The following is a 16,530-nucleotide window of genomic DNA, read 5'->3' as shown; positions in this document are numbered from 1 at the left end:
AGAGTGGAGACAGGGGAGGGGGCCTGCCCCATAGGCGTTAACTTACCAGATGGGTGTAATGAATTCTCGTTGATACCGTCAAGTACCCGGCAATCGGCTGGTTCTCACCTATGCTCTAAGGCAGTCCTTTTCCAATGAGATTTCCGTTATCGATATCGTTTTCAGGGTAGGAAGATTATTGTCGCACACCACCGGAGTCGTATGGCCAATATCCCACCAAATCGACCCCATTTTACGGAATAAGGCATTATCCGCTCGAATCCTTATGGCTAAAGTTAGCGCATATGGGGGCCTGCCCCCTCCCCGTCAGCCTCTCCCCCCATGGCGATAGCCACCACGGTCCACCGCAGGGGAAGATCCGGATCCGGCACCAGCCCCATCGGGAGGGGAGACGAGTACTAAATAAGTCCGATAATTGGGAATCGATGCAATAGTATGCCTTGATGATGTTCCACTTGAAGTCGGATTCGAGAAGCGATTTCTTCGCCGAGTCGAGATCTCCCTTTGCTTCAGTGAGCTCCCTCTCGACCGTCGCCCTGCTCGCGGGCCGTTTGACCACACCTCGACGGCTCAAACAATCCTGGAATTTGTATGACATCCCTCACCCGATAAGAACAATACCCTGCTGGATATTATCGAAGAATGCGGCATCCCTGGTCTTTAATTGGTAGGTTTCATCCGGCGTGTTGATGATCGGGGAGAGTTCTCGCGCAAGGGTGTTCTGGTGCATATGTAAAATCTCCTGGATAGGCTCTTTGTCGAGGGTCTCGATGTAGAGGTCGATATCGCTCGCGGGCGTATCCTCTCCTCGCGCACAACTTCCGTAGAGGATAACGTTCGTCGTCATACCCCGCAGGTCCCGGATGAGGGGCTGCAGCTCAAGGAGCGTGAACCAGACCTTCATCTGCCGCAGGAGGACACTCTCCATATTTGCCTGGTAAAAGGCGAGGTTTCCCACATCTTCGCGGGTGACCAGATCTATCGTCTCGAGGTCTTTGAGGTTTTTGCTGACGAGCGAGACATCGCGATGTATTACCCGGGAGAGCTCCCGGACGTGGAACTTCCTCGTGTAGTCCCTCCCGAGCAGGACGAGGAGGATCAACGACGATCTCCGTAAGAGCGATCCATACGCATCCAGGAAGTCCCAGGGATGAAGATATACGGGCGGGATGTTCCCTTCTACCGCGGGTTCCTGCGTCTCTCTATCCGGGAGCTGCCGGTTGGGGTTCTCATATTGTTGAATATTGTTCAACGAATGTTGATTCTTTCTCATCACTTGTTGAGTATATGTCAGCAAGAGTACATAATGATGTCCCGGGAGGCTCATTATTTGCATGGGCGTACCTTGATGTGGTATTTGTGCAGCAACCCGTTGCACAAATTGCCCGACTCTACGATCGTTCAGCAGTGCATAACAGGGTCGGGCATTTGTGCAGGAGGTGCTTGCACAGGTTGCGCGGAGTCATCGGACCGCACGACGTCGCCCCCGAAAGTCCGTTTTCCCGGCATGCCGGGTGGCCGGGATCCCGCTGCGCCTCCCCGGGCATCGCTACAGTGAACTGCTAACGCACTACTAATTTCCACTAAATTAGTAGTTGGGGGATCTGGCCCCGAACAGACCCTCGGGGAGGGTCGGCCCTGGACTCAAGGGGAAATGCCTCGCGATCGGCCTCTACGGCGCCGCTGCGGATGGGGCCGGACAGCGATCCTGACGATGGCAGCAGTGGCAGCACGATGGCAGCATATGTACAGCAGTTGCTGCCAACAGGAGATCGTGCGGAATGGGGTGGATTTCGGGAAAACTGTCCGGTATGTGGGTAGAGGATCTGTGCATGTACCTATGTACAGCAGAGTAGGAGAACGGAGAGCATGGGCGGTTGACCCCCTCCAGGAACCGGAGTGCCTGTGTTTTCCGCATTGTTGCCAATGATCCGGCAGATTCTGTGTATCCGGGCGGAAGCGTAAATCCGGGTCAGAATCTGGTTGCGTTCATTGGCAGCAACTGCTGTACATATGCTGCCAGATGCTGCCAACGCTGCCCCCGGTCACCCTGCCCCCCTGGCGGCCTCTATGTTTACACCTTTGCACCCGTTTGCACCTGAATTTGCACCACGAAAAACCGCCATATGCAGCCGGTTCGCCGATCCGTCGAATATCCTCAGGAATACCCGGCATGTTTGCACCAGTGCGGATTTCACAGAGACCAGATGAGAGGTCGCTCGCCCCTGCAGGCATGCTCTCCGTTCCCGGTAAATGGTGCAAATGAGTAACCTGATCTGTACATATCTCTGTACATATACCTCCAATAGAACAATTATGGCCGTTACGGCCGGGATATTCGTTTGCACTTTTCCCGAAATTCCGGTGCAAACCTGGTGCAAAGGTGTAAACGACTGCCCCGGTCAACTCCGCCGGCTCCATCGCCTTCGCGGTGGCGAAGTGGCCGGCGAAGGCGTCACGCCCGGTGTGCTGGGTCGCCAGAAATCCTCCCGGTGCAGGTCATCCCGGTCGGTGCAATCTCTGCAGTGCGGGGGAGATAGTCTGCCCCGCTCATGCAGCACTTCGATCACCCTATCTCATGACCCGCTGGTAGTCCGAGTGCACGGGAACTGTCACGATGACATCGCGTTGCGCGTGATAAAGGTAGTGGTGGCTCCCCCGGGTGCCGACCTCCTCAAACCCGGCTTTCCTGAGAGCACCGACCATCTTCGCACCGGTGATCCTCGGAAGTTTCATGTCCCCGCGTTGCTTGTGTTCACGGGAACGGAGACCTCAACCGGAATTGGTTTGCCGAGTTTCCTGGCCACCTCGACGTATCCTGCGATCGCCTCCTCGATATGCGCCAGCGCTTCGTCCCAGGTAGACCCCTCGCTGACACATCCCGGAAGGGACGGTACCGTCACGGTATACCCCCCATCCTCATTTTGTTCCATAAGAACCGTATAACGGAGACGAGTTTCCGACAAGCGATCCCTCCAGTGAAGGATTGTCCACGAGACTATATAGGGGTTATGGCAGCGATTCCGCAGTCGGTGCAGCTCGCGGAGACGCGGACTTCGCGGTTACGGCCTGCGCCTCCTCCTACATTCAGCTCCCGCATGGCTCCCTTCAACTTCACATGGCCCACATAGCTTAGAATCCAGCATCAGAACAGCATGACTCCCCACCAATCGCGTCCTAGAGGCATCCGCTTCCCCTTTAGAATAGATCCCAGAACTGTCCAACTCAACTCAACCGCGTACGATGATGAGAGGTGGCGCTGACAGGAGATCTCTCAAGAATTAGTAGAATCTCAACAATGGTGGGGTATCAAATTTTTTCCAATACATATTACCCAAAACAGTAATGCGAGGAGAGGGATTCGAACCCGCGAACTCCTTCGAGAGTCGATCTTGAGTCGACCGCCTTTGACCGCTTGGCTACCCTCGCGCCTGTACCTATTGAACGTGCAAAGTAATGAGCTTGATGGCGCCTACCCCCCCGCCCCGTCCGGCACCTGCCGCCGGACGAACGCCCCGACCCGCTCGATCGCCGCCGCGCCCTCGGGGAGGACCGCCGCAAACGCCTGCCAGCAGTGAAACATTCCTTCCGCGCAGTCGAACGTGACGGAAACCCCCTGGAGTTCCGCCGTGCTCGCGAACGCCGCGATCCCGTCGAACAGCACCTCCCCGCTCCCTGCCTGCACAAGGAGCGGCGGCAGACCGGAGAGGTCCGCGTAGAGCGGCGAGGCCAGCGGGTCAACGGGGTCGTGGCCGGCGAGGTAGTCCTCCCGCATCCCTGCGAGGTACTCCGGCGTGAGCCAGTCGGTCTCCCGGTTGAAGATCACCGACTCCCCGAGGAAGAGCATATCGACCGCCGGGGAGAGAGCGACCGCCGCCGCCGGCATCGGGAGCCCCTCGTCGAGGCCCGCAAGGAGCATAGAGAGGACGAGCGACCCCCCGGCGGAGATGCCGATCGGCACGACCCGCGCCGGAGCGTATCCCTCCGCGAGCAGGTGCCGGTAGGCGGCGAGGCAGTCCTCCACCGCCGCCGGGAAAGGGTGCTCCGGCGCGAGCCGGTAGTCGACCGAGAAGACCTCGGCCCGCGCGGCGCCGCTAAGCCGGGCGCAGAGGTCGAGGTGGTCGGCCGTCGAGCCGGCGATAAACCCCCCGCCATGGAAGAAGAGAATGGCCCGGTCCGGCCGGGACTCGGGCGTCGTCACCCGGAAGGCGAGGACCCCGCCCGGGACCGCCACCCGCCCGACAACCGGCCGCTGAGAAAAGGCCGGGAGGATGGCACGCCCCGCCGGGGCGTCAGGGGAGGCGCGTCCTTTGAGGACCGCAAGAACCTCCGAAGCCGGGAGCGTCGCCATCCCCGCGCCCTCACATGAAGTCCGCGAGCCCGAGCTGCCGCTCCGGGGGCTGGCCGAAGGTCGACTCGATCTGCATGCAGAGCACATCCATCCGCTGCTTCGTGTACTCCGAGATTGCATAGGTCTCGCATATGTTGCGCGACATATCCAGGTACTTCTTCACCGAGCCCTCGTGGACCGTGGGGATGACGTTCCCGCCGCACCGGGTACACTTCCCGGCAAGCGGCATCCGCCGGTACTTCGCGTTGCACTTCATGCACCGCACCTTCTGCTTCGAGAAGGCATTCAGGTTGCCCTGGAGATCCCGGATGAAGTGGGTTTTTAAGACTCGTTCCGCAACATCGTCGGCATCCACCGCCCGGATCTTTTTGGCGAGGTCGAGCTCCGCCTCGAGTTTCTCAAGCATCGTCCCGAGCTTCGTGTAGGTGGACTCGAGCGGCCCTGCAGAGATGTTTGTGGTCGGGTGGGTGAAGAAGAACCCCTCAACCTGGGCCGGGGTCCCGAGTCGCCGCTCCACCCGGTCAACAAACTTGTCGAGGTCCTTTGGGTGGGCGTAGGCGAGGCAGCCGTTGTAGACCTCGATGGGGTAGTGGTCGCAGACGTCGACGTTGAGGCTCTCCTTGTCGACCTCCGCCGGGTCTATCCGGGTCGTCAGGACCAGCGGTGCGTCCATCGTCCCGCCCCGTGTCTCGGGTAGGTAGGACCGGGAGAAGTTGATCAGCCCGTCGAGGAGGAGCATCACGCAGTCCTCGTCGCCGTCGCACTGCCCGCAGAAGATGCCGTTTGCGACAAGGGTATGGTTTTCGGCGACCGTCAGGCAGTAGACCCGGTCATCGAGCGCCTGGACGGTCTCCCGGGCGACGACCTCGTCACTGATGACGAGCCCTCCCTCCTCTGCCGGAACACGGTCGCCGACCTTCACCTCAAGGGCCCTGATCTTTTTCAGGTAATCAGTGTCCCAGACCAGCATCGCGTGGTCGGGGGTGACCGTGAGGATCTTTCCCCGTCTCGTCGCGAACCGGATGAGGTGGGCCGGGGCGCGGTGGACTGAGACGGAGGTGACTCTCTTCATACTGACCTTCCCGTGGGAATCGATGCTCCGGACGGAGAACGGCTGCCGGGGGTCGGAGTAGAACGTCCCCATATGGTCAAGTCCGGGTTTTGCGACGTCGAAGTTCTCCACTACAAACTGCCGGATCGGCATCGTCATCCACTGCCGGCCAGAAAAGACAGTGATCTCCGTGTCGCCCGCAAAACAGTTCCTTCGTTTCGCCGCGTGGAAAAATGGGTGGCCGTAACCGACCGCGGCCTTCGAGAACCCGATAAGCCGGACGAGGACCCCGGCACTGGTGTGCGGCGCAAGCCCCATCAGGAGTTGGCCCACAAGGTCGAGCGGTCTCTCCGCCCGGTAGAACGGTTCAAGCCCGTAGAATCTCACCAGGAGGTCGTCGATGAACTTCGCCACCCGGACCAGCCACTCGCCGCAGTCCTCTGAGACCAGGATGTCCTGGTGGCGGAGTTCCAGCACCTGGTCGGCCGAGGTGAGGTCCCGGCCGTAGATGTCGTGAGTGTAGCCAAGTTCCAGGAGCCTCTCGATGGGGACGCCGACCTCGTCCGGCCGGAAGTGGGTCAGGGGAAGGTCGATCATATCGTAGCGGACGGTCCCGTCTTTAAAGACATAAAGGTTCTGCAGTGCCCGGAGGATCCCCTTCTCGATCGGCTCCACCGGCCGTTCTCGGGATATCAGTCCCTTCACGCCCTTGAGGAGCGTGATGGCCGAGTCACGCACCCCGAGATTTTCCAGTGCCGCCGCATACTCGGTCTTAACGTTGATGGAGACCTTCTGGAGGCAGACCGTCGCCACGTTGCACCGGGGGCACTGGTCTTTCCCGATCTCCTGCCCGCACTTCGGGCACCGGAGAACCGGCAGTGTATGGGCACCACACCCGCAGAGGTTCTTGTAGGTGAAAGTTCCGCAGGCAGGGCAGCGCCGCTCGCCGACCTCCGCCTCGATTATGCCGCCGTCCGTGTTGGACCGGGGCCGGGAGGAGCAGGCCGCCTGGAACGACCGGCGTGAACCACCCTCGTCCCCGATAGGGAAGAGCGAGTGGGGCGGCGGCTTCATCTCCCGCTGCTTTGACTTTCCCGGCCTCCCCATCCGGCCCCCGACCCGGGTGCCTGCCCTTGAGCGGACCACAAAGCCCGAGAGGTGCATCACAAGGTCGAGGGAATTCTCAAGGGGGGCATCCTGCCACGCCGGCCGCTTTTCGAGCTGCAACGTCAGGCCGAGGCAGGCGAGGAGTGCCAGATACTCAGAGACCGCTATCCGGTCCCTGGAAAGGCGGTGAGGCACCAGGAGTTCTTCGAGGATCGCCTTCACCTCCGGGGTATCCGGCAGCATCAGCACACCGTTCTCGACCCTCCCCTCAGCGCTGACCTGGTCCGCGAGGTGGGCGATATCCGCCGGGGTGACGTCGTCCCAGAGGTAGGTGTAGTCGGGGTGGAGGGGGGCTCCGTCAAGCGCGAACTCGATAGCCGCAAGTTCGCTCTCCGGGTGCCGCGTACCCCCCTCGAGCAGCCACCACTCCTCGCAGTAACACGGGGGCATCAGCGGGTGGTTGTTCTCCATGAACTCACCGAAGCTGATCAGGATCTCACCGGCGTCCAGGATCTCGTCGACCTGGCCGGCGATATGCCTGGCCTCCGCTGCGTCGTCCACCCGGCGGACCTCCCCGCTCCGGAGTTTGACCGTAGGCCCCTGGATAGAGTCTACCGGCACAATCCCCGCTGCCTTCCCCGGGCGCTCAATCTTCATCTGTGTCCCGACCGCCAGAAAGTCGCCGAGGATGTGCATCGTCGCGGGGTTTAAGCCGGCGGCCGCAAACCCGGTGTTCCGCGACCGGCCGAGACGGAGCCGGAACCCTCCTTTACGCATCGGGTAGGAGAAGACCGGCCGCCCACCGATAAGGTCCCGGAGGTACTTGTCCTTCGGTTTGATGGCGGCGCCGGCATCGTCATCACCGCTCTTTGCGGCGCCACCGCTGATCATCTCCTCGAGCCAGTCCCAGCCCGCCATCTTCATCTTTCTGACGTTCTTGAGAATCTTCGGGGCTTTCAGGGCCAGCCCCTCCGCGACGACGAGCGCCATCCCCCCCCGGACGGTGTTCGTCTCCACCCGCTCCAGGTTCCGGTAGCCGCTCACCTCCTGCTGCTCGGTCGGCTCGCCGTCGATGCAGACCGGACAGTTGGTGATGATCATCCGGAGTTCCTTCTCGCTCGGGAGATACTGCAGGCTCATGATGTTGTTATACTGCCGGATCTCCTCGATGTAGCGCTCTACCTCTTCGGGGCGGGGAATATAGCGGCCGATCCCGAGCGCCTGCCGCACGTAGTCCCCTACCAGCACCGAGAGCGCCTGTGCCGTCCCACCGGCGCTCCGGATGGGGCCCGCGTAGTAGATTTTCAGGTAATCGGTCCCATCGTCGTTCTTCCCGAGGCTGACCTTCGCGATCCCCTCTGTCGGGGCGGCCACAACACCCTCGGTCAGGAGGGCCATCGCCCCCCGGATGGCGTGGTCGAGGATCTCCTCCGTCGTGGTTTCACCGAACATCTTTGCCGCAAAATCGTCGCCGATGCGGAGCGCCACCTCTTCCCGGGACATCTGTTGTTCAAGTTCCCGGATCCGGGCCGCGATCCCCGGATAACCGAGGAGCGCCTCCACGCGGTCGGCGAGGTCGCTTGCTATCGGGATCTCGATCTCCGTCCTCGGGTCGAGCCCGCGGGCCCGTGCGGCAGCGGCCAATTCCATGGCAGAAGCGAGCCCGGCCATCAGATTGTCCAGGTACCGGGCAGTAGCAGGTGAGACCTCCATGAAAGATGTATGGGCCTTTCACGCATTTAGAGACTCGTTCCCGGGTGCAGAGCCCCGGTCCCGGCAGGTCGTTCGTGGCCCATAATGAGGTTTCTTCCCGTCTCGAAATCTTTTTTGCCCTCATATCGCGCCCCATATGGGAGAGCACGATCGCAGTCGCGGCTCACTGGCAGCGGGTCAGGGCAAAAGCCCCCGGGTTCACCTCTTCCCGCTCCTGCCCGCCTCCAGCGCCTCGGTGAGGGGGCCGACGCCCGGCTCCCCCATCTTACAGAGGAGGAGCGCAGCGCGCTCCTGCGTCTTCGGATCCGGGTGCTGCATCAGGCGGAGAAGCGGTTCGACCGCCGGCTCACCGATCTTGCAGAGAGCCATTGCGGCGAACGGCTGGAGATCGGGGTCAGCGCTCTCGATGACGCCGACGAGGGGTTCAACGGCCGCCTCCCCGATCCCGGTCAGGGTTGCCATGGCATATCGCCGGAAGTCGCGATCCTCCCCGGCACGCATCGCCGCGAGGAGAGGAGCAACTGCCGCATCCCCGATCTGCACCAGCGCCCGGGCGGCATACCACCGGATGTCGTTGTCGCCGTCGAGCATTGCGGCAATGATCGGCCCGACCGCTGCTTCTCCGCTCGCCCCAAGTTCGGCGGTTGCCGCCCGGCGCACTGCGAGAGGGCCTCGCCGGAGGTCGGCAATCAGTTCATCGATCCGGGTGTCGTCAGTCATGAAGTTCAGGTGCTCCTTCGTTGGTGTTATGTCTTCTGATGCCCCCGAGCGCCTCCCGGGCAGCCTGCCGAACCTCCTCCCGCCCGTCGTCGAGCGCCTCGATCAGGGCATCGACCGACCCGGGATCGTTGATCTCCCCAAGGGCCGCCGCGGCCCCTCTGCGGACGCGCCAGTCATCGGCACCGAGCGCCAGAGCGAGCGAGGCGACGGCAGGCCTTCCGATCTGGCCGAGGGCGGCGATCACCCCCTGCCGGAGTTCCTCATCGTCCGTCTGGAGCGCCGAGAGAAGTGAGGGGACGGCAGGCTCGCTGATATCCCCGAGCGCACTCGCCGCCCGCTGCTGCACCTCCTCATTGGGGTCACGGAGGGCATCGATGAGGGCTACAACGGAGTTCTCACCCCCAAGCCTTCCGAGCGCCAGCGCCACACCCACCCGGACCCGGCTGTTCCCAGCGCGGAGGCTGGACATGAGGTCTTCACGTGCGGGTTCGCCGATAGCCGCAAGCGCGAGGGCCGCCCTGCTCCGGACATAGGTATCCTCGTCGTTGAGCGCCTCCACCAGTGCCGGGACCGCCCCGGGGTCGCCGATGTCGCCGAGAGCGATCGCGGCCATCCACCTGACATCCACGTTTTCGCTCTGCAGGCTCTCTATGAGCGGCCCGACGGCCGGGGAACCCAGTTTCCCGAGCGCTTCCGTCGCCTTCCAGCGGACGCCGCTCTCCGGGTCACGAAGGAGGGCGGCGAGCGGCCCGACCGCAGCGGGCTCGCCGGCGTCACCGAGGCATCCGGCCGCTTCGTAGCGGGTATCCGGGTCCCGGCTCGTTAACCGGGTGATCAGCCTCCTCGTATCCCGGTCGCACGCGGGTGCGCCGGGACCGGGCTCACCGATGTGGAGGTGCAGGCCGTTGGCACGCCTGCCTGAGAGTTCGAAGAGGTACCCGAGGAGGTATGAGACGACTATGAACATCCCCGCACGCACGAGAGTATCCGTGCCCACGGACCCGGAGATGACATATTCGACGACGACGTGGAGCGCCGCGAGCAGAAGCCCCACGTATAGGGCGCGTTTTTGGTACCAGAACGCAGCCGGAATGAGCACCAGGTAGAAGAAGTGCGTATACGCGATATCGGTGTCGAAGAGGGCGTGAACGGCGAGGCCCAGGAAAACAGAGAGCGCCGTGATCAGGCCAACGACCGCAAGTCTGCCCCATACTGGTTCTGTGAGTCTCATTCCTGATGAATGAGGTACGGGCTGTGCAGATAAAAGCATGTGCGGGGGCGGGAAACGGCCGGAGACCCGGCACGCCGTCTCACCGCCGCCCTGCAGCCGCGACCGTCGCCTTCTCTCCGCCGGCCTCCTCGAGTATTTTGAGCGACGCCTCGATGAACGCAGGGATGTCGTCCGGGTTCCTGCTCGAGACCAGGTTGCCGTCGATCACCACCTCCCGATCGACGTACTCCGCACCGGCGTTTTTGATGTCCTGGGCGACAGATTTCCAGCCGGTGATCTTCCGGCCTTCGAGCACCTGCGCGGTGATCAGGAGCTGGGGCGCATGGCATATGGCGAGGACCGGTTTGCCGCTCTCGACGAACTCACGCACGAACTCCACGGGCGCATCGTGGGCCCGGAGTTTGTCGGGCGAGTAGCCGCCTGGTATGAAGAGCGCATCGAAGTCGTCCGTCGAGACGCCGGAGGCGGCCCGGTCGATGGTGACCTCTGCCAGCCCCTTCTTTCCATGGACGGTCTCTCCCGCGGAGAGGCCGACGTGGACGAGATCGTGGCCGCCCTTCCGAAACGCCTCCGCAGGCTTTGTGTACTCGACATCTTCGAACATATCCGTTATCAGGACTGCTATTCTGCTCATTGCCATTCCTCCACACGGGCCGGGTCTCCGGCCCGGCCACCCTTGAGTCCTCCGGGAGATATAATGCTACCGGAGGGGCGGCGGGCTCCAGACTATCCGGCCGCCGTTGCGGCTTTTCTGTCGGCGTCGAAGCGATCTCTATACATATTTATAGCGCGGCGCAAAACCGGAGAGGTATGGTCGTGCCGAATCAGGACCCGGGAGGGGTTCCCCCCGCAGAAGGGAGGTCGCTGCCCGAGTGGCATACCCTCTCCCCTGAGGAGGTCCGGCGGGAGCTCGGCACCGGCACGGCAGGCCTCTCCGCGAAAGATGCGGAGGAACGGCTGCAGCGCTACGGGGAGAACGTCCTCCGGGAGGAGGCCCGGGAGACGCGCCTCCAGGTTTTTCTGCGGCAGTTTGCGAGCATCCTGATCGTCATCCTGATCATCGCCGCGGTGGTCTCGTTCTTTGTCGGCGAACCTCAGGACGCCGCCGCAATCCTCATCATCGTCGTCCTGAACGCGCTCCTCGGATTCTCCCAGGAGTGGCAGGCCGGGGAGGCGATCGAGGCGTTGCGGCAGATGCTCGTCCAGCGGGCCGTGGTCATCCGCGACGGGAAACAGCAGGAGGTCGACGCATCCGGGATCGTGCCCGGGGATCTCGTCGTCCTCGAGATGGGGGAGCGGGTACCCGCCGACATCTCGATCGTCGAGGCAACGTCGCTCCAGGTGGACGAGGCGCCGCTGACGGGCGAGTCGTCGCCCGTCGATAAGGCGCCGGGGCCGCTCCCTCCCGGGACCAGCCTTGCCGAACGGAGCAATATGGTGTTTGCGGGCACGACGGTCGTCAACGGGCGGGGACGGGGCGTGGTCGTCTCCACCGGTATGAAGACGGAGTTCGGCCTGATCGCCGGCCTCTCTCAGCGGGTCAGGGCCGAAGCGACGCCGCTCTCCCGGCAGATGGATATCCTCGGCCGCGACATCGGGTTGATCGCCATCGGCATCGCGGCGCTCGCGGTTGCCGTCGGTCTCTTGCAGCAGCGGGAATTCCTGGAGATGTTCCTCATCGGCGTCTCGCTCGCGGTGGCGGTGATCCCGGAGGGCCTCCCGGCGGTCGTGACGCTCACGCTCGCCATCGGCATCAAGAACATGATGCGGCGAAACTGCCTGATCCGCCGTCTCCCGGCATCGGAGACCCTCGGTGCGGTCTCCGTCATCTGCACGGACAAGACGGGGACGCTCACCCGGAACGAGATGGCAGTCGTCCGGGTGAGAACGCCGGGGAGCGAGGTGGCGGTGACCGGGACCGGATACGCCCCGGAGGGTGAGTTCCTCCGCGATGGGAGCGCCGTCAATCCCCTGGAGGACCCGGGGCTCCGGCAGTTCCTGCGTGCAGTGCTCCTCTGCAACCATGCAACTCTCGCCAGCGATGATGAGGATGGGTGGCGAATCTTCGGCACGCCGACCGAGGGGGCGCTCGTTGTCGCGGCGGCCAAAGCCGGCCTCTCCCGTGAGGGTGCTCCGGAGGCGGTGAGGGAGTTCTCGTTCAACTCCACCCGGAAGCGGATGACAATCATCTTCCGGGAGAATGACGGCGACGTCGCCTACGTCAAGGGAGCGCCGGAAGTGCTCCTTTCCCGCTCATCCCGGCTGTTCCTGGACGGGTCGGTCGTGCCGATCACTGAAGACCTCCGCGACACCCTCCGGCGGGAGCTCAGCGAGTACGCGTCACGGGGGCTCCGGGTGCTCGGGGCGGCATACCGCCCGCTCCCTGCCGGAATCGAGTGGCTCCCTGCCAGCATCGGGTGGACAGCGGAGACCGTGGAGGAGGACCTGATCTTCCTCGGGTTTGCCGGGATCCTCGACCCGCCACGCCCCGAAGCGGCGGAGGCGATCCGGCTTTGTCGGAGCGCCGGTATCGACGTGATCATGATCACGGGGGACAACCCGCTGACCGCCTACGCCATCGCGCAGGAACTGGGCCTCTCAAGTGAGGGAGCACTGACCGGGGCCGACCTCGAAACGATGGGCGACGAGGAACTCGAGCGCCGTCTCAGGGCGACGAAGGTCCTCTCCCGGGTCACGGCGGAGCACAAACTCCGGGTGATCGATATCCTCTCCCGGGAGAAGGCGGTCATCGCCATGACCGGCGACGGTGTCAACGATGCTCCGGCGTTGAAGAAGGCGAGCATCGGTATAGCCATGGGCATAAAGGGGACGGACGTGGCGAAGGAGTCGAGCGACATGGTGCTCGTGGACGATAACTTCGCAAGCATCGTCGCCGGTGTCGAAGAGGGGAGGCGGGAATACGACAACATCGCCCGGTTCACCCGCTACCTCCTCTCCTCGAACGTCGGGGAACTCGTCGCGATCGTCGGCGGGCTCCTGATGGGCCTCCCGCTGATCCTCATCCCCGTCCAGATCCTCTGGATCAACCTGATCACTGACGGGCTGACCGCGCTTGCGCTCGGCCTCGAACCCGCCGAGCAGGACGTCATGCAGAGGCGGCCGCGGGATCCGGACGAGTCCATCCTCACGCGGAGCGCGTTCCTGGTCATCCTCATCCTCGGAATATGGCTCGGTCTTCTGACCATCTACGTCTTCTCCGGCCTCTATGAGGTCGACCTCGATCGGGCACGGACGATGGCGTTCACCGGCCTTATCATATTTGAACTCTACAACGTGCTGAACTTCCGGTCGTTCCGGTTCCCGCTTCACCGGATCGGGTTCTTCTCGAACCCCACCCTGCTCTACGCCATCCTCGGGAGCCTCGCCCTCCAGGTGCTGGTGGTCTACGTCCCGGTCCTGCAGGCCTTCCTCGGGACCGCATCCCTGACCCTCGCCGACTGGGGGCTGCTCGCCCTCCTCGGCCTGCCGGTGCTCCTTGCTGGGGAGGCTTACAAGATCCTCCGGCTGCGGAGCGGGCGGGAGGGGCCGGACACCGGAGAGACGCGGGCGCCGGGATGAACCGGGAGGGGGCTCTCCCCTGGATGCACCCGCCGCCCTCCCGACCGCGGATATCGGGCGCGGGAGAGTTCGGCAGGCGGTGCGACCGGCACAATTATGGGGGAGGGCACGCAAATCTAATCTCCGATAATTCATTCTTTTTGGCGAGCTCTATGGCTATTTGTCAATCTCTCACAGCATGCCTCACCGCGTCTAACCCCAACCGTCACCGGGGTGGCGGGGCATGATCGGTCCGGAACTGATCGCCATCGCGGTCTTCCTCTTCACCTACGCGCTCATCATCGACGAGCGGATCCACCGTGCAGTGGCGGCGATGCTCGGCGCCTCGGTCATCGTCTTCCTCCACATCGTCCCGTGGGAGAAGATTCCGGTGTATATCGACCTCGGCACCATCTTCCTCCTGATGGGGATGATGATCATCGTCAATACAGCCCGCGGCAGCGGTCTCTTCGAGTATATCGCTATAAAAACGGCAAAACTTGCAAAAGGAAGTCCGATGCGGGTATTGCTGCTCTTCTCACTTGTGACCGCCGTCATCAGCGCGTTTCTTGACAACGTCACCACGGTCCTCCTCATCACACCGATGCTGCTCTACATCGCAAACGTCATGCGAATCACCCCCCTGCCCTTCCTCATCGCCGAGATCTTCGCCTCCAACATCGGTGGAGCGGCGACGCTCATCGGCGACCCCCCGAACATCATGATCGGTTCGGCCGCCGGACTGACGTTCAACGAGTTCATCGTCAACATGGCGCCGATCATGGTCATCGACCTCGCCGTCGTCATGGGGATGCTCACCCTCATCTACAGAAAGGATCTCCATGTCTCACCCGACGAGCGGGAGGGGATCGAGAAGACGTTCGCGAGCTTAAACGAGCGGGAGGCGATCCGTGACTGGCCGCTCTTCAAGAAGTCGGTCGCTGTCATCGCGCTCGTCATCGGGATGTTCTTCATCCACAACCAGCTCGGCCTGGAACCCGCCCTCGTCGCCCTGATCGGCGCATCAATCCTCCTCTTCTGGAGCAGGCAGCCACCGGAGGAGATCTTTGAGAAGATCGAATGGCCCGCCCTCTTCTTCTTCGGCGGGCTCTTCGTCGTCGTCGGTGCCCTCGTCGAGACCGGGACGATCGCGAACATCGCCGGGTTTGTGGTTGAGAATGTCCACTCGCCGGGGGAGGCCATGCTGATCATCGCCTGGTTCTCGGCGCTCGCCTCCGCGGTCGTGGACAACATCCCCCTCACCGCCACGCTGATCCCCTTGATCCAGGGTATGGGCGTGTCGATGGATACCTATCCGCTCTGGTGGGCGCTCTCGCTCGGCGCATGCCTCGGCGGGAACGGCACCGCCATCGGCGCATCGGCAAACGTTGTCGTGCTCGGGATCGCCGCACGAAGCGACCACTCCATATCGTTCGTGGATTTCCTGAAGATTGGGATGCTCGTGCTCTTCGTCACCGTCGGGATCGGGACGGCACTCCTCTGGCTCAGGTTCGTTGTCCTGTGATGCCTGCGTGGGTCTACCTGGGCGGCGGGGTCCCGGGTTCCCGGGTCGCCTCGACCTCCTGGAGCCGGCCGACAACCCACTTATATGCGGTCCCGGCCGCCTCCCGTGCAGAGGGGCTCGGGTCCTCCTTTCGCATCCGGTCAAGCGGCTCCCTCGCCTCCGGGTCCGCGATTGTCCCGAGGGAGAGGGCCGCCTGCGACCTGACGAACTCGTCCTCGTCTTCAAGTGCCCGGATCAGCCCGCCTATGTCGCGGTTGTCGCGCATGGTGTCAATCTCATCCAGTGTTGCCATGGGGGTCTCCTCCCTGGATGCGAGGTGCATCCACCCGGCAATATATATGACTTTCCGGGCACGGCAACACCCGGTCCAGTCTCCTGTTTTACCGGTCGGGGTCATTGCAGTGTGCGGGCGTCTGTCGCCCTGCTACGTCTGAAGGCGCCAGGTCTCGATTTCCTTCCTCTGCGCAAGCCTCCCCGCCACCCGGGCGTGAGCAAGCGATGCGGCCTGCCGGACCTCTGCGGCCGGGTCAGAGAACTTCAGTCGCTCCAGCGGCTCCATGGCCTGTTCGTCGCCGACGGAACTGAGGGCTTCGGCTGCGGTCAGCCGTATGTTCTCGTCCGGATCCCCGAGCGCTCCAATCAGTCCACCGATATCCCGTGCCCTCCGCATAGTGTCGATATCCTTCCTCTGCATCTAAACCCCTCCCGGTCGGTGAGGGGTGTCTACCCTGTCACGGTATGAACGTTACGGGAGTCTCTGTCTTCTGCAAAAAAGAGATCAGTAGGTTGCCAGGTAGCGTTCCAGTTCCCAGGGGTGGACCGCCGTCCGGTATGCTTCCCACTCGGCTTCCGCGACGTTCGTGAGGGCCTCGACGACATGAGGGCCGAGCGCCCGGCAGATGAGGTCGTCGGCAAGAAGGGCCTGATGGGCCGCATAGAGGTCGCCGGGGAGGGTCTCGATCCCGGCGCGCTTCCGGTCCTCGGGCGTCATATGATAGATGTTCGTATCGATGCCGGCGGGGGGTTCGATCCCCTCCCTGACACCCTCCATCCCGGCGATGAGCATCGCTGCGAAGGCGAGGTAGGGATTGCAGGTCGGGTCCGGGCTCCGGAACTCAGCCCGGGTGCTGTTGCCCCGTGGTGCCGGGACGCGGACGAGGGCCGACCGGTTGCCGGCGCTCCAGCTGATGTAGCAGGGCGCCCCATACCCGGGCACCAGGCGCTTGTAGGAGTTGATCGTCGGGTTCGCGACCCGGGTGATCGCCTTCGTGTGC

Annotated in this window: 12 protein-coding genes, 1 tRNA gene and 1 pseudogene; 2 read left to right on the top strand and 12 right to left on the bottom strand. The window is 63.0% G+C overall.

The features are described 5' to 3' along the window. Positions 1 to 601: 601 nt before the first annotated feature. From BP846_RS09910 to BP846_RS09870, 9 genes are all read right to left on the bottom strand, one after another. Positions 602 to 1,273, bottom strand: coding sequence for a nucleotidyltransferase domain-containing protein (locus BP846_RS09910; protein WP_292394911.1), 672 nt, complete (start codon positions 1,271 to 1,273; stop codon positions 602 to 604). Positions 1,274 to 2,571: 1,298 nt separating this feature from the next. Beyond that, a complete protein-coding gene (locus tag BP846_RS09905) occupies positions 2,572 to 2,736 on the bottom strand; it encodes a type II toxin-antitoxin system HicA family toxin (RefSeq protein WP_292394909.1) in 165 nt (54 codons plus the stop codon). Further along, a complete protein-coding gene (locus tag BP846_RS09900) occupies positions 2,733 to 2,966 on the bottom strand; it encodes a type II toxin-antitoxin system HicB family antitoxin (protein WP_292394907.1) in 234 nt (77 codons plus the stop codon). The genes BP846_RS09905 and BP846_RS09900 overlap by 4 nt, the downstream gene beginning before the upstream one ends. A gap of 380 nt (positions 2,967 to 3,346) precedes the next feature. After that, positions 3,347 to 3,429: transfer RNA gene (locus BP846_RS09895), tRNA-Leu, on the bottom strand. 43 nt (positions 3,430 to 3,472) lie between these two features. Next, a complete protein-coding gene (locus tag BP846_RS09890; RefSeq protein WP_292394905.1) occupies positions 3,473 to 4,351 on the bottom strand; it encodes an alpha/beta hydrolase in 879 nt (292 codons plus the stop codon). A gap of 10 nt (positions 4,352 to 4,361) precedes the next feature. Continuing rightward, entirely contained in the window at positions 4,362 to 8,222 is a 3,861-nt protein-coding gene (locus BP846_RS09885; protein ID WP_292394903.1) for a DNA-directed DNA polymerase II large subunit, read from the bottom strand. 198 nt (positions 8,223 to 8,420) lie between these two features. Beyond that, positions 8,421 to 8,942, bottom strand: coding sequence for a HEAT repeat domain-containing protein (locus tag BP846_RS09880; RefSeq protein WP_292394901.1), 522 nt, complete (start codon positions 8,940 to 8,942; stop codon positions 8,421 to 8,423). Continuing rightward, positions 8,935 to 10,173 (bottom strand): HEAT repeat domain-containing protein, encoded by a 1,239-nt coding sequence (locus BP846_RS09875; protein ID WP_292394899.1) that lies wholly within the window; start codon positions 10,171 to 10,173, stop codon positions 8,935 to 8,937. The genes BP846_RS09880 and BP846_RS09875 overlap by 8 nt, the downstream gene beginning before the upstream one ends. Before the next feature lie 79 nt (positions 10,174 to 10,252). Then, a complete protein-coding gene (locus BP846_RS09870; RefSeq protein ID WP_292394897.1) occupies positions 10,253 to 10,807 on the bottom strand; it encodes a type 1 glutamine amidotransferase domain-containing protein in 555 nt (184 codons plus the stop codon). A gap of 176 nt (positions 10,808 to 10,983) precedes the next feature. Here BP846_RS09870 and BP846_RS09865 point away from each other — a divergent pair, with 176 nt between their 5' ends. Beyond that, positions 10,984 to 13,752 (top strand): cation-translocating P-type ATPase, encoded by a 2,769-nt coding sequence (locus BP846_RS09865; protein WP_292394895.1) that lies wholly within the window; start codon positions 10,984 to 10,986, stop codon positions 13,750 to 13,752. A gap of 223 nt (positions 13,753 to 13,975) precedes the next feature. Further along, positions 13,976 to 15,256: an ArsB/NhaD family transporter gene (locus BP846_RS09860; RefSeq protein WP_292394894.1), complete on the top strand. Its 1,281-nt coding sequence runs from the start codon at positions 13,976 to 13,978 to the stop codon at positions 15,254 to 15,256. A 13-nt stretch (positions 15,257 to 15,269) separates the two neighbouring features. Here BP846_RS09860 and BP846_RS09855 read toward each other — a convergent pair whose 3' ends face one another. The 3 genes and pseudogenes from BP846_RS09855 to BP846_RS09845 all read right to left on the bottom strand — a co-directional run. Beyond that, complete coding sequence (locus BP846_RS09855; protein ID WP_292394893.1) at positions 15,270 to 15,548, bottom strand: HEAT repeat domain-containing protein; 279 nt, start codon at positions 15,546 to 15,548, stop codon at positions 15,270 to 15,272. 132 nt (positions 15,549 to 15,680) lie between these two features. Beyond that, complete coding sequence (locus tag BP846_RS09850; protein WP_292394892.1) at positions 15,681 to 15,950, bottom strand: HEAT repeat domain-containing protein; 270 nt, start codon at positions 15,948 to 15,950, stop codon at positions 15,681 to 15,683. Between the two features lie 84 nt (positions 15,951 to 16,034). Then, positions 16,035 to 16,530, bottom strand: a pseudogene (locus BP846_RS09845) (type I glutamate--ammonia ligase); the annotation flags it as partial.

Source organism: Methanoculleus sp. UBA303 (assembly GCA_002501655.1).
Taxonomy (GTDB): domain Archaea; phylum Halobacteriota; class Methanomicrobia; order Methanomicrobiales; family Methanoculleaceae; genus Methanoculleus.
This window is presented reverse-complemented; position numbering and strand designations above follow the sequence as displayed.